At 68.6% G+C, this 13,794-nt stretch carries 9 protein-coding genes and 2 pseudogenes; 7 read left to right on the top strand and 4 right to left on the bottom strand.

Annotated elements, in window-relative coordinates; translation table 11 throughout:
- Positions 1–11 precede the first annotated feature (11 nt).
- On the bottom strand, positions 12–569 hold the full coding sequence (locus FB157_RS48280; protein ID WP_261386233.1) for a helix-turn-helix domain-containing protein: 558 nt from the start codon (positions 567–569) through the stop codon (positions 12–14).
- A 143-nt stretch (positions 570–712) separates the two neighbouring features.
- Here FB157_RS48280 and FB157_RS09640 point away from each other — a divergent pair, with 143 nt between their 5' ends.
- Positions 713–1,702 carry an alpha/beta fold hydrolase gene (locus FB157_RS09640; protein WP_145877994.1) on the top strand — a complete coding sequence of 330 codons (990 nt, stop codon included), beginning with the start codon at positions 713–715 and terminating at the stop codon, positions 1,700–1,702.
- Positions 1,703–2,083: 381 nt separating this feature from the next.
- A pseudogene (locus FB157_RS09635) lies at positions 2,084–3,051 on the top strand (tyrosine-type recombinase/integrase).
- Between the two features lie 98 nt (positions 3,052–3,149).
- On the opposite strand, the gene FB157_RS09630 reads toward FB157_RS09635, so the two are convergent.
- A complete protein-coding gene (locus FB157_RS09630) occupies positions 3,150–3,287 on the bottom strand; it encodes a hypothetical protein (RefSeq protein WP_145877992.1) in 138 nt (45 codons plus the stop codon).
- A 152-nt stretch (positions 3,288–3,439) separates the two neighbouring features.
- Between FB157_RS09630 and FB157_RS09625 the strand changes: the two genes are divergently transcribed.
- From FB157_RS09625 to FB157_RS09605, 5 genes are all read left to right on the top strand, one after another.
- Entirely contained in the window at positions 3,440–3,793 is a 354-nt protein-coding gene (locus tag FB157_RS09625; protein WP_145877991.1) for a peptidase inhibitor family I36 protein, read from the top strand.
- 241 nt (positions 3,794–4,034) lie between these two features.
- Positions 4,035–4,751 (top strand): TetR-like C-terminal domain-containing protein, encoded by a 717-nt coding sequence (locus FB157_RS09620; RefSeq protein WP_145877989.1) that lies wholly within the window; start codon positions 4,035–4,037, stop codon positions 4,749–4,751.
- Positions 4,752–4,978: 227 nt separating this feature from the next.
- Entirely contained in the window at positions 4,979–5,566 is a 588-nt protein-coding gene (locus FB157_RS09615; protein WP_261386232.1) for a helicase associated domain-containing protein, read from the top strand.
- Positions 5,567–6,702: 1,136 nt separating this feature from the next.
- Positions 6,703–7,671 carry a hypothetical protein gene (locus tag FB157_RS09610; protein ID WP_145877987.1) on the top strand — a complete coding sequence of 323 codons (969 nt, stop codon included), beginning with the start codon at positions 6,703–6,705 and terminating at the stop codon, positions 7,669–7,671.
- Positions 7,672–7,764: 93 nt separating this feature from the next.
- Entirely contained in the window at positions 7,765–11,958 is a 4,194-nt protein-coding gene (locus FB157_RS09605; RefSeq protein WP_145877985.1) for a CHAT domain-containing protein, read from the top strand.
- A gap of 131 nt (positions 11,959–12,089) precedes the next feature.
- On the opposite strand, the pseudogene FB157_RS09600 reads toward FB157_RS09605, so the two are convergent.
- Both FB157_RS09600 and FB157_RS09595 read right to left on the bottom strand, forming a co-directional pair.
- Positions 12,090–12,653, bottom strand: a pseudogene (locus FB157_RS09600) (IS5 family transposase); the annotation flags it as partial.
- A 35-nt stretch (positions 12,654–12,688) separates the two neighbouring features.
- Complete coding sequence (locus FB157_RS09595) at positions 12,689–13,624, bottom strand: transposase family protein (RefSeq protein ID WP_145877983.1); 936 nt, start codon at positions 13,622–13,624, stop codon at positions 12,689–12,691.
- Between the last annotated feature and the right edge of the window lie 170 nt (positions 13,625–13,794).

Here is a 13,794-nt window from a genome sequence, read left to right as displayed (position 1 = left end):
AGAATCGATGGTCACGTAGTGACACACGCATACAGCCAGAGGCCGGAGAGTAAACCTGCTCCCCGGCCTCTGGCCTGGTACTGCACTGTCGGGGTGGCGGGATTTGAACCCACGACCTCTTCGTCCCGAATTAGGCCCTGGAAGATCGGCGAGGTGCGGCTCGTGGCAAATGCACAGGTCAGGGTGTCGGGGTGTGTCGGTCTGCGTTGGTGCACGCAAGGGTGAGAAAGCACCACGTGCTTGTGGGCGTGCAGGCCCCCGACGTACCGGGTCAGCGGTAGCACGGTCTTGTCGTTGCCGGAACGCTGCGGCGCCGGGGTGCGCGGTCCGGCCGCCGCGGCGGGTGCGGTGCCGGCCAGCTCGTCCAGGGAGACGTCGTACGCCTTCGCGAGCTGCAGCAGCACCTCCAGGGTCGGCTTGCGCCTGCCGGTCTCGATCCGCGACAGCGTGCTCAGCGAGATGCGGGTCGCGCGGCTGACGCCGGTGAATGTGGCGCCGTGCCGCTCGCGCGCGGTCCGCAGCCGGGGGCCCATGGCCGCCAGCGTGTCGGCTATGCCGTCGTCCGTCACCGGCGCCCCGCTCCCTCCGGCCGTGCCGCCTCCACCGCCCTGTCCTGCCAGTTTGCCAGGATGGCAAGAGTGCTCGCGTCGCGCGGCCGCCGCGCCGCATGATCGGTGGGTAACCGCGGCCGCCCGTGAAACGAGGAGAAGCGATGCACCAGCCCGCGCCGTCCGCCGACCTGCGCCACCGCACCATCGAGGCGCCCGCTGGGCGCCTGCACCTGGTCGAGCAGGGCACCGGACCGCTGGTCCTGCTCATCCACGGCTTCCCCGAGTCCTGGTACTCCTGGCGCCGCCAACTCCCGGTCCTCGCGGCGGCGGGGTACCGGGCCGTGGCGCTCGATGTGCGCGGCTACGGCCGCTCCTCCAAGCCGGCCGCGACGGACGCCTACCGGATGCTCGACCTGGTGGAGGACAACGTCACCCTGGTGCGCGCCCTGGGCGAGGAGAGGGCGGTGGTCGTCGGGCACGACTGGGGCTCCAGCATCGCGGCGGCCTCCGCCCTGCTCCACCCCGAGGTCTTCCGCGCCGTCGGACTGCTGAGCGTCCCCTACTCGCCGCCCGGTGGCCCCCGCCCCACCGACGTCTTCGCGCAGATGGGCGGAGACCAGGAGTTCTATGTCTCGTACTTCCAGGAGCCCGGCCGGGCCGAAGCAGAGATGGAGCCCGACCTCCGGGGCTGGCTCGCGGGCTTCTACGCGGCCATGTCCGCCGACACCATGCCCGCCCAGGGCGAGCCCGACCCGCACTTTGTGGCCCGCACCGGCGGCCGGCTGCGCGACCGCTTCCCCGGCGGCAAGCTGCCCGCCTGGCTGACCGAGGACGACCTCGACGTGTACGCCGGGGAGTTCGAGCGCACCGGCATGACCGGGGCCCTCAACCGCTACCGCAACATGGACCGCGACTGGGAGGACCTCGCCCAGTACGGCGGAGCCCCGATCAGGCAGCCGTCCCTGTTCATCGGCGGCGCCCTGGACGCTTCCACGACCTGGATGGCCGACGCGATCGACGCCTATCCAGCCACCCTCCCCGCCCTGGCCTCCACCCACATCCTGGACGGCTGCGGGCACTGGATCCAGCAGGAGCGTCCCGAGGAGGTCAACCGCCTGCTGACCGCCTGGCTCGCCTCCCTCCAGGGCTGAACCGGCGAGTGTGCCGGCCGGCCTCCGTCGCAAGAGAACCCCGGTCGGCACGCCCGAGGGCAGCGCCCGAACCTCACGCCCGCTCAGTGCCGCGCGTCCCCCGGCGCGAGCAGGCTGGTCACCTCGGCGATGGCCTCCGCCGACGGCTTGAAGTACCGTCGAACGTTCTCGGGGGTTGAGGAACACCCATGTCAGATCGTGCGCTAGGCCGACGTCGGCCCTGGCGGACGGCCGGCGAGGCGTCGGTGGCGGGGAAGGTCTGAAGTCTTCCCACGGATAACACCCCAATATCTGCGGTAGCTTGATCCGTCGCGTCGCCTACGGTGACGTCCTCCGGCCGCTACGTGAAGTGGCCCTGTTATCCGCGGTAAGGGGGAAGCGGTGCCCACCGTCGTACAGCTGCCGGCCGGGAAGGCGTTGACCGTTCGGGCGGCGGCCGACGTGTTCCTCGATTCTCTCGGTAATCCGAACACGGTCCGGAACTACGGGATCGGGGTCGGCAAGACCGCTGAGCGGATCGGCGAGGGCTGGCCGCTGGCGTCGGTCGCGGACGACGAGATCGGAGAGGCCCTCGAACTGCTCTGGGGAACCGCGCCGGTCAACACCTGGAACGCCCGCCGGGCCGGGGTGCTGTCCTGGCTGGGCTGGTGCCGTGAGCGCGGCTTTGAGGGCCCGGCGGTGCCGGCCTGGGCGAAACGGCTGGCGGCGCCGGACTCCGACACCCCGGCCCGCTCGAAGATGGCCATCGACCGGCTGATTGCCCGGCGCGAGGTCCACCTGCGGGAGAAGACGCTATGGCGGATGCTCTATGAGACGTCCGGGCGGGTGGAGGAGATCCTGGGTGTGAACATCGAGGAGCTGGACTTCGCCGGGCGCCGTTGCCCTGTGAAGGCGAAGGGCGCCCGTACGAAGGCCCGCCGCTGAGGCCAGGTCCGTGAGGACTACGTGCTGGAGACCGTGTACTGGGACGCCGGCACAGCCCGGCTTCTGCCGCGGCTGCTGAAGGGACGCACCCGCGGGCCGGTGTTCGTCACCCACCAGGGCCGGGCAACGTCGTCAGCCCGCGCGATGTCTGTCCGGACACCGGGTTCGCCCGGCTGTCGTACGGACAGGCCCGAGCCCTGCTCGATGAGCACACAGCCGTACGCGGACCTGGCACCGGTTGGGACCTGCACGAGTACCGCCACTCTTCGCTGAGTCACCTGGGCGAGCAGGGCGCTTCGCTGCTGATGCTGATGGCGAAGTCCCGGCACAAGAAGCCGGAGAACGTCCGACGCTACTTCAAGCCGTCACCGGAGGCGATCGCCAAGCTCACTAGCCTGCTTGCCCCGGGTGACGCCAGACGCTGAGCGGCGCAGGGGGCGCTTGAACGGACGGTGCTGGACTGCTCAGCCTGTGCGCCATCACGGGACCGCGTTGCTCACCCAGCGCGGCGCGGCCGGACGGCTCAGTCCGTTTTGTGCGCCGCATCGTATGCCTCCTTCTCCTTCCGGTACCGTTCTTTGTCCTTTCTGGGCTGCTCCTCGAACTGCCTTTTCTCGTCGGGGCTCATGGCGCTCCAGTTTGCTCCGAGGACCTTCACGATCTCCGCGAATGAGTGACGCCCGCCGTAACAGGATCCACGGCACGCCCTACCGCCCTAACCTTGCAGGAGCGGTGCCTTTCCGTGTCCATGACCCTTCCCTGGCGGATCGCCTTAGACAGAGTCCGAGGTCCGGCCATCAAAAGGAGACTCTCATGCGAAGACTGCGGCTCCGAGCCCTGCTGCTCGCCCTGCTGGCCACGACGGCAGGCGGCCTTGTCCTCTCCCCGGCGCCGGCGTCGGCCGCAGAGTCGTGCCGCACCGGGTGGCTGTGCCTGTACAAGGACACCGGCTTCAACAACCTGGCCTTCACCACCCAAAGGCACGGCGTCTGCTGGGACCTTCTGAATTACGGGATCACCAACGTGGGGTCCTACTGGAACAACCTGCCGGTCTACGTCGACTTCTTCGACGTGAGCCAGGATGAACACGTATGGAGCATCCGCCCCGGTGGCAGCAGTTCCAACGCGACGTCGTTCACTGGCGAACGCTACGTCTGCACCCGCTGACACCCGCCCGGCGAGCGTCCGGGTGCGGCCCCGGCCGCCCTAACGGCTCGATCCGCGCCCACTGGGCGTCAGTCAGCGGCATGCCCAGATCAACGTCCCACTGATCCAAACGAAACCGCCTAGCCGCCGTTCCGCGCCAACGGGCCCTGATTCGGGCCCCTTGGCCAGAACTAGCCGCATGCACGCCGTATTACCCGCCATGTAATCGACGCGATGCAGGACCTCTGACAGGGTCGGGATCATGACGACTTCCCAAGCCCATGACCCCCACCAGGACAGCCCCGAGGCGGCCGTCTCCCGGCTGAAGGCCGAGGCGGGCGGCCGCCTCGCGGCCCGGCATCGCGTCGACCTGGAGCCGGCCGAGCTGGCCCGTGCGGCCGGCGTCGACCCGGCCCTGATCGAGGAGCGATTCCCGGACCGGGACGCCCTGTTGACCGACCTGGTGCTGGCCGCCTACAACGCGATGGGTGACAGCGCGGAGCGGGCCGCGGCCGAGGCGGAGAAGGCCGGGGCCGAGCTGCTGGGCCGCTGGGTCGCGTGCTGCGAGGGCGTCCGCGCGTGGGCGCTCGCCCACCCCGAAGAGTACGTGCTGATCTGGGGCCGCCCGGTGCCCGGTTACGCCGCCCCACCGGAGACGATGGCCGCGGGCGCCCGCACGGTCCTGGTCCTGCTCGGCCTAGTCCGCGAGGCGTTGGCGGCTGGCGAACTCGCCGTGGACCACGTGCCCGCGCCCGAGCTGTCCGAGGGCATGGCCCGCACGATCGAGCCGCTGGCCCAGGGCATGCTGAGCGGCCTGCCCACCCCGGTCATCACCCGCATGCTGATCGTCTGGACCCAGCTGCACGGCATGGTCGGCTTCGAGGTCAACGGCCATATTGCGGGCGTCGCCGCCGACCCGGCCGCCTTCTTCACCCACGCGGCCACCGCCATGGGCCAGTACATCGGCCTGCCCCATTGATCCGGTGATCCCTTAGTCGGGTAGCCGGATCACGTTGCCGTGACCCGGGATGGCCTCGCCCGGCCCAGTTCCAAGGTCAGGCGCCACATGTAGGGGTCCAGCGACGCAAACGTCGTCGTGGAGACGCCTACGGCTAGCGGCTCGGCGCCTTCATCACCGGCCAGCGCACCGCCCTCAGACAAGGCCTCCTCACCGAAGACTGGATCGCCGAACTCGACGCACTCGCCATGATCTGGGACGACCACGAAGCCGCCTGGCAGCGCAACCTCACCACCGTCACCGCCTTCCACACCGAGCACGGCCATCTCGCCATCCCTGACCACCAACCCGGCGGCCGCTTCCTCGGCATCCAGCGCACCCGCGCCCGCGACAACCGCCTCGACCCCGACCGCCACACCCAGCTCGCCGCCCTGGACCCCGACTGGACCCTCCCGCGCGGCCCGGACTGGCATCGCAAATATCACCTCCTGCGACGCCACATCGAAGCCGGCAACAGCCCGGCTGCCCTGCACCGCGACACGGTGATCGGCGAGGTGAAGGTGGGAAGCTGGCTGCACCGCCAGCTCTCCCCCTGGGACCGCCTCGCCCCCGCCCAACAAGCTCTCCTCGCCCGCCTGCAGCTGACCCCCGCCACTCCGCTGCCCCCCAGCGAGCCCGCCGGCGGCGAAGCGGCGCCCTCGTTCCTTCGAGCAGAACGCGCAATTCCTCCGGCTCTTCGTCGAGCACTGGAACCGCCCGGCCGGTGCACGGGAATGGATCGAGGTCGACGGAGAACGCATCATGATCGGCACGTGGCTGCGCAAGACCCGTACTAGACGCGACGCCAGCCAACTCGCACAGGAGCGCGATGACTTGAGGGCCCAGATCCTCCAGGCGAACTGGACCGTCCCAGCGCCGGAGTAGAAGCCAGGCCCCGTACGACCTGACGGGGGGAAGGCCCGGAGCCAAGGATCGACCGCCATCGGGAATCGGATCTGTGACCACCTAAACGCTGTCCGAGCCCACCCCAAACGCCTGGCGGATATCGATCTCTCAGCCACCCTGGAGGCCGCACCGCTGCGCACGGAGGCGGTCTCCAGCCAGACCCCGGACGGACGCAGACTGCAAAGGCCCGGCCGTTTCAGTGGATCACTTCCATATGACGGGCAGTGCCCAAGTGCAGAGCGAGCTGCCCCGGCGGCTCCTGGGGGTGCTCGATTCTCACCCGGCCGTCGGAGCCTCGGCTTCGGCCTGCTGGGCGCGCACGCCGTCGGTGCTGGTCATGAGAGTGATTCCCTGTCGCACCTTCTCGGGCTGACCCGGCGAAGCGGGAGATCTCCTCCAAGGCTGACAGAGAGTAGAGGGACGTTTGCCCCATACACGCCAGATATGAACGAAGCTGATCAACTTCGGTCGTGAAGGAGTTCGACGGGGTATCGCACCGCTTGTGCCGTGTTTCGCATGGTGTGATGACAGACATAATTCTTGTGTGTGGGGCGGGAGTTGACTGGGGGAGCTCGCGAGTAGTCCTCGCCGACATCCATCCGGGCGATTCGGCGGGAGGCGACAAATGCTCAATCAACGACGTGCGTCCAGGCTGGCTGCGGTGTGTACTCGCGAAGCAGAGATCCGCAATCGCCTTTGTGGCCGCACGGCCGGGGACTCCGTAGAACTGGAAGAGGTCCTGGCGGCTGCTCGTAACGGTGGGGACCTGGCGGCTGCTCTTGACAAGCTGCATGGCGCCCTGAGGACGGCTCTCAACGACGCTCGCGGGCTGGACGCCTACGCAGGTGACGCCGGAACGGGTGGCCGGGGTCTGTTCGCGGCGGGAGTCGACCGCCGCGTCCCGGCTGAGCCGATCCTCCTGTGCCCCAGGCAGCTCTGTCAGCGCCATGAGTGGCCCGGCGATCCCGCGTCAGCCCCCCTGTGCGCGGTGACGGGGGACCCGCTGTTGCACAGCGAGGGGTAGCGGATGAGTGACGTACTCGTCGAACTGGGGAAAAAGCTCGCCGAGAAGTGGCTCACCTTACTGGTGTTGCCGGGTGCGCTGTATCTGGCCGTCGGGGTGACGGCGAATGTGCTCGGTCATACGCATCCGTTTGATGTCTTGCGGCTGTCCGACCAGGTCACAGCATGGGCGAAGGTTCCCGCGGCGGGCACGTTCGGCGGCCAGGTCGTGGTGCTCGCCGCGATAGGCGCCGGAGCCGCAGGTGTCGGACTGGTCGCGCAGGCGCTCGGTTCCCTGGTTGAACACCTCAGCTTCGCGGCCAACTGGCGTGGTTGGCCCCCAGGAGGCCGCGCGTGGGCAGATCGCGCCACCCGGAGACGGCGCGAACGTTGGCGTCGCAGGCGGCAGCTGGCCGGATCGGCGCAGGCGCGGGCGCACATCGCCGACCCGAACTCCTCGGGAGCCGCCGAAGCGGCAGCGTTCACGGCCTGGGCGGAGGTATATCGCGTCGGTTCCGAGGAGCCCGCGCGGCCCACCTGGAGCGGCGACCGAGTCCACGTGGCCGCACTGCGCCTCCAGCGCGATGTCGGTGTCGACCTGGGCACGGTGTGGCCGCACCTGTGGCTGATGCTGCCCGACACACCTCGCTCCGAGATCACCACCGTGCGGCAGGCGTTGACCCGCGCGTCCACGCTGACCGCCTGGTCGGTGCTGTATCTGCCGTTGGTGCTGTGGTGGTGGCCCGCACTGTTCATCACAACCGCGCTCGCCCTCACAGGACATCACCGCTTTCGCGCCGCCACCGAGGCGTACGCCACGCTCTTGGAAGCCGTCGTACGGCTGCACGCAGGCGACCTCGCCCGCCAACTCGGCCTCGACTGCACCGGCCCGCTCACCGAGGCCGACGGCGCAGGCCTCACCGATCACCTCACCCCCCGCCGTGTCCGGCCCGCTCTGCCGAGTCCCTCCTCGAGCAGCGGATCTCCGAACTGAAAGGGGGCTTTCCGCCAAATCAGCTTAATCCAGGAATCATGCAAATAGCAGTGAATCGCGTATCGCGATTCGTGAACGTGAACGAACGGGGGCATGGTGCGCGAGGCACGACTGGATGCGGTGAGGGCCCGTATACGACGGATCGGTGAGCAGCGGGACTTGTCCCCGGTACTGGAGCCAGGGGCGCTCGGCGAAGCCAGACCGCTGGCCGAGTATGCCGAGAGCGGCGACGCCGAAGTGGCCTTCACGCTCGGCTGGTTCCACTGGTACCGCTACGCGGCTCTGCCCGCCGGCGAGGACGAGAAGGACCTGGCGGCCGCGCAGGCGGCCTTCAAGGTGTGCTTCGTGGTGGGAGCGCCGGAGCTGTCGGATCTGCCGGAGGAGGTGGTGCCGAGCCTGGCCGACGACCTGGAGCCCCACGCCGTCGGCCTCCTCGAGCGCACTCAGTTCTCCCCGGACCCCGGCTTGCTCTCCGGTGCCGTGCAGCTCTGGGAGCGCATTGTGGACAGCACCCCGGACGGCCACCCTCGGCGCGCCGGGAGGTTGTTCCACCTGGGGGTCGCGCTCCAGGACCTTCACACCCTGCTGGACGACGCAGCTGCTCTGGACGCCGCCACCGAGGCGTGGCGCAAGTCGGCGGCCATCGGTCCTGCTCGGCACCCGGCCCGGGCGGGGAGACTCACCAACCTCGGGAACGCGCTCCGGATCCGCTTCGATCAGACGCATGTTCCGACAGACATGGAGACCGCGATCGCCGTCCTGCATGAGGCGATCGACGTGTCGATCGACGATTTCGACCGTGCCAGTGCGCTGTTCACTCTGGGCGTCACGATGCATAGCGGATTCATGAGGACGTGTCAGCCTGCTGATCTGAATGCCGCGATCGAGCATCTGCGGAAGGCGGCGGCCATCGTCCCGCCCGACCATCCGAAGCAGCCTCAGATGCTGTCGCTGTATCAGGAGACCCTCCAGCTCCAGTCCGAACTGCCGGCTGCCGACGCGGGCGTGAGTGACGCCATCGAACGCCTCCGTGTGGCGGCGGACGCGGCAGCCGACATGTCCAGTCGTGCCATGCGACAGTTCGAGCTCGGAGACGCGCTGCTCGTCCGGTTCCTGCAGACCGGCGTGGTGGCGGACGCGGATGCCGCGATCGGCTGCTTTCGGGAGGCGCTGGCCGCCGCCCCACCCGGGCATCCCCATCGGGCAACGATCCTGGGCCACCTCGGTGAAGCTCTGCGCATTCGGTTCGACCGGTTGGACGAACCAGAGGATCTGAATGCCTCGATCGACTGTTTCCGCGAGTCGGTGGATGCGGCCGTCGACGCGGACGACCGTGCCGCGCGTCGCTGTCATCTCGGGAATGCGCTCAATCAGCGTGGCCAGCGTACGAGAACACTGGCAGATGTAGATGCCGCGATCGACGCTCTGCGGCAATCGGTAGCCGCCGCCCCGAGTGTTCCCTCAGAGCGGCCCGACCACCCTGACCGGGCGGTGCGGCTATACAAACTTGGGGAGGCGATGTGGTCCCACTTCGAGCTGACCGGTGCGATGGCGGACCTGGACGCCGCGATCGACCATTTCCGTGAGGCAGCGGTCGCCGCCCCCGTCGACCACCCCGAGCGGACCGACATCCTGACCGCTTTTGGTGGTGCACTGAGCAAGCGCAGCGAGCAGATGGGGAGAGTGGCGGACGCGGACGCCGCGATCGAATGCCTGACAGAGGCGCTGGCTCTCGCTCCGCCCGAGGAGCCGGATCGGCTGAGAGTCCTGAACAACCTTGCGGGGGCGTTGCGGTCCCGCTTCGAGCTGACGGGTGTGATGGCGTATCTGGATGCCGCGATCGACCGCTTCCGGGAAGCGGCGGCCGCCGCGCACGACGCGGACGACCGCGCAATGACGTTGACCAACCTCGGAAACGCCTTCCGGGAACGAGGCGAGCGTCTGGCCGCAGTGGCGGACGCCGATGCTGCCGTCGACTGCCTCACCGAAGCGGTCGGATTCACCTCCGCCGACGACCCTCACCGTGCGATGAGGTTGTCCAAACTTGGGATCGCACTGCGGTTCCGCTACGACCGGACAAAAGTGCCGGAGGACTTGAATGCCGCGATCAACTGCTTGAGACAAGCGGTGGGCTTTGCCCACGGCCTGCCCGATCGGGCAGGGATCCTCACCAATCTCGGAGGCGCGCTGAAAAGGAGGTTTGCCCAGACGGACGAGTCAGCGGATCTGGACGCGGCGATCGACTGTCTGACGGAGGCGGTGGAGACCGCACCCGCGGACAACCTCATCCGGGCGGTGCTGCTCAACAACCTCGGAGACGCGCTAAGGACTCGATTCGGGCGGGTGGGTGCGTCAGCGGATCTGGACACGGCGATCGACCGTCTGGCGGAGGCGGTCGCCGCCACCCCTGCCCAGCACCCCGACCGCACGCTGTCCCTGTCCAACCTCGCCGACATGCTGCAGGCTCGCTACGGGCGCAACCGGGGGGCCGCGGACCTGGACGAAGCGATTTCCTGCCGTCTGAAGGCCTCGAAGGTGAAGGCGGCTGCACCTGCCATCCGGCTCAGGGAGTCGGCGCTGGCGGCGGCCCTGCTTGCCGCGTCCGGTGGCGCGCGGGCCGCAGCGAACGCCGCGGAGAACGCGGTTCTGTTGTTGCCGCAGTTGGCTCCGCGGCGCCTGGAACGCGGCGACCAGCAGTTCGCCATCGCCCAATTCGCCGGCCTGGTCGGCGACGCCGCCGCACTCGCCCTCGCAGCCCCGGACGGCACCGCGGCCGGACGGGCCGAGCGCGCTCTGGGGCTGCTGGAGACGGGTCGGGCGGTGCTGCTCAGCCAGGCCCTGGAGACCCGCAACGACCTGACCGACCTGCGGGCGCACCACCCCGAACTGGCCGCACGGTTCGCGGACTTGCGGGACCGACTTGACTCGCCCGCGAGCACTGACACCGCTGCCCTTGCCGCCGCGGCGGGCAACGAACCGGCGCAGGGCGGCCCGTCGCGCGAACGGCACCTGCTGGCGGGGGAGTTCTCCGACCTGCTGGAGAAGATTCGCGGCCTGAAGGGATTCCACACCTTCGCGTTGCCACCTGCGATGGACGAGCTTCGCGCCCAGGCCGCCCATGGACCCGTGGTCGTGTTCAACATCAGCCAGTACCGCAGCGATGCACTGCTGCTCACCAGGGGCGGCGTCGCCAGTCTGAACCTGCCGGGCTTGGCCTACGGCCCCCTGATCGAACAGATCCTTACCTTCCAGCAGGCACTGCAGGAGGCGTCGGGCGACGACGCGGAGAAGCGGGTCGCCGCGCAACGCACCATCAACGGGGTCCTGGAGTGGCTATGGGACGTGGCCGCGGGTCCGGTGTTCGACGCTCTGGGGTTCCACGGCCAGCCGGAAGGAGCGAGCCATGGCCCGGAGGACTGGCCGAGGGTGTGGTGGGTGCCGGGCGGTCTGCTGGGTCTGCTGCCGCTGCACGCGGCCGGCCATCACACCGATCCGGGCGACCGGTCGCGGCGGCGCACGGTGATGGACCGCGTCGTCTCGTCCTACACACCGACGATCCGTGCTCTGCGCCACGCTCGTGAACGAGGTCGTACCGCCGCCGCGTCCGAGGCCGCGCACAGTCTGATCGTGGCGATGCCGACCACACCCGGTCTGCCCCGTCAGGGCCGACTGGACTTCGTCGAGGACGAAGTAGAGGCGGTGCGCAAGTGGTTGCCCGGCGCCGTACTGCTGCAGGAACCGAACACCGATACCGTGCCGCCCGCAGGGCCTTCATCTGCCCTGCCGATGAAGGCCCACGTCCTGCGATGGCTCCCGGAGTGTGCGATCGCGCACTTTTCCTGCCACGGTTCGAGCGATCCGACCGACCCCTCACGGAGCCTGCTTCTGCTGCACGATCACGCGGACGCTCCGCTGACTGTCGCCAGCCTGGCGTCAGCGAACCTCGGGAAGGCACGCCTGGCCTACCTGTCCGCCTGTCGCACTGCGGCCATCGATACCGCACAACTGCTCGATGAGGCCATCCATCTCAGCTCGGCTTTCCAACTCGCGGGATTTCCCCATGTGATCGGCACGTTGTGGGAGATCGACGACGAGCTCTCCGCCACCGTCGCCGACCTGTTCTATACCGGTCTGGGACAGGGCTCCGGGACACTGGACCCGGACCGCGCGGCACACGCGCTGCACCATGCGGTCCGCAGCATCCGCGATGGAAGCAGCCCACAAGCTGCGCAGGACCTGACCGGGTTGCCCTCCCTATGGGCGGCATACATGCACGCCGGCGCATGACGGCGAGGAAGGAAGTGGGCGCCACATCCCCGTCTCTAGGCGGCCTCTCGGTCTCCCCTTGCGCGGGGACGTGGACCAGCTGGACCTATCAGCAGTGATGCGAGTGTGACGGCAGCCTCTAACTGATCATTTCAGAATGACGTGCGGAGCCGTCGAAGGCAGATGATGCTGCAGGCGAGTTCGAGTAGTCCCTGGTGGAGGTCGGCTCGTTGCTCATAGCGGACACGGAGTCGTTTGAACTGATGGAGCCAGGCGAAGGTCCGCTCGACGACCCAGCGGGGGCGGCCGAGGCCGGAGCCGTGGGCAGCGCCGCGTCGGGCGATCAGGGGTCTGATGCCGCGTTTCCGTAGCAGGTGGCGGTACTTGTCGTAGTCGTAGCCCCGGTGGGCGAAGAGCCGTTTGGGTCGGTTGCGGGGACGCCCGCGCACCCCTCGGATGCGGGGTATCGCGTCCAGCAGGGGGATCAACTCTGTGATGTCATGCCGGTTCCCGCCGGTCAGGGAGACGGCCAGAGGCGTGCCGTGGCGGTCGACGATCACATGGTGCTTGGAGCCAGGGCGGCCGCGGTCGATGGGTGAAGGGCCGACGTGAGCCTCCCTTTGAGGGCCCTGATGTGGGAGCCGTCGATGGCCGCATCGTCCATGTCCAGCAGGCCGGTTGTCCGCAGCTCGGCTAACGAGCTCGTGCACGGTAGGCGGTGAGACGTCGAGGACTTCGGTGGCGGCGGTGTTCAACTCTGCTGAGTCGAGATCAGGTCTGCGGCCTGCTGCTGGGACAGGAGGCCGGCGATGGCTTGGACGGTGTCGCTCGTGTGCTCGCGGTGGCCGAGGTGGCGGGCGAGAGCCCGCCAGTTCTTGAGGTGGGCGATGCCGTGCTCGACTCGGATACGCCGCGAGGAATGCGCCTTGCGCTGCCGCTCGTGCAATTCCTCGTACCAGTCCGGTGCGTTCTTCTTGAACTTGCGATGCGGTGGTGTCACGACGCGCCCGCCGGTCTGCGCACCCAGGCCCTGGTAGCCAGCATCGGCGAGAATCTCTACGGCAGGACCGTCAGACAGGAGCCTGACTAGCCCTAACTGTCGGGCGTGGGTGATGTCCGCGCAGCTGCCGGGCGTGGTCGGGCTGCAGAACAGCACCCGGCCGTCTCCGTCCGTGAGCACCATGGCCTTGACGGCGTTCTGCTTGCTCTTGCCGGAGATGAACTTGTCCCGATCCTTGCGTCCGACGGCTGGCCGTCGGACCCGGATCTCAGTGCCGTCGACGATCCCGGTCTCGCCGGTCACGCCGAGGTACTCGACGACCTCGGCCAGAGTCCGTAACCGCACTCCGGCAGTGACCGTGCAGCCTCGCTGGGCGAGCAGTGGGCGCACCTCGCCGATGGCTCGTGTGATCGTGGAGCGGTCCACGCCAAACCAGCACGCCAGCACGTCGTGCGTGACTCCATGACGGAGGTGCACAAGCGTGGCCAGGAGGCGGTCGACGAAGACCAGCCGGTGCTTCGCACCGGCGCCCACGGCCCGCTTCCGTGCTCGTGACGCGAGCCTGGCCTGGTGCCGTTCATGCCACAACGGACCTACATCGGCGACGAGTTCAGCGATCACGTCGGGCGACAGACCCGTGATCCTCCGGTCGCTGATGATCGATGCACGAGACGCGTTCCCCACCACACGAACATGATCGTCGATCGAGAGCTCGACGTCTCACCGCCTACCGTGCACGAGCTCGTAAAGGTTGTCCTACCTTCCACGCGTGGGTCTGATCCGGTCGTTCGTAGGATCGGAGGGCCCGGGGGCTCCGGGTATGGCTGTAAAGGCTGAGCCGCTGGATGGCTTACGGG

The organism is Streptomyces sp. BK340 (assembly GCF_007827595.1).
Taxonomy (GTDB): Bacteria; Actinomycetota; Actinomycetes; order Streptomycetales; family Streptomycetaceae; genus Streptomyces.
Note: the sequence above shows the minus strand (reverse complement) of the source record. Positions and strands in the feature narration are given on the sequence as shown.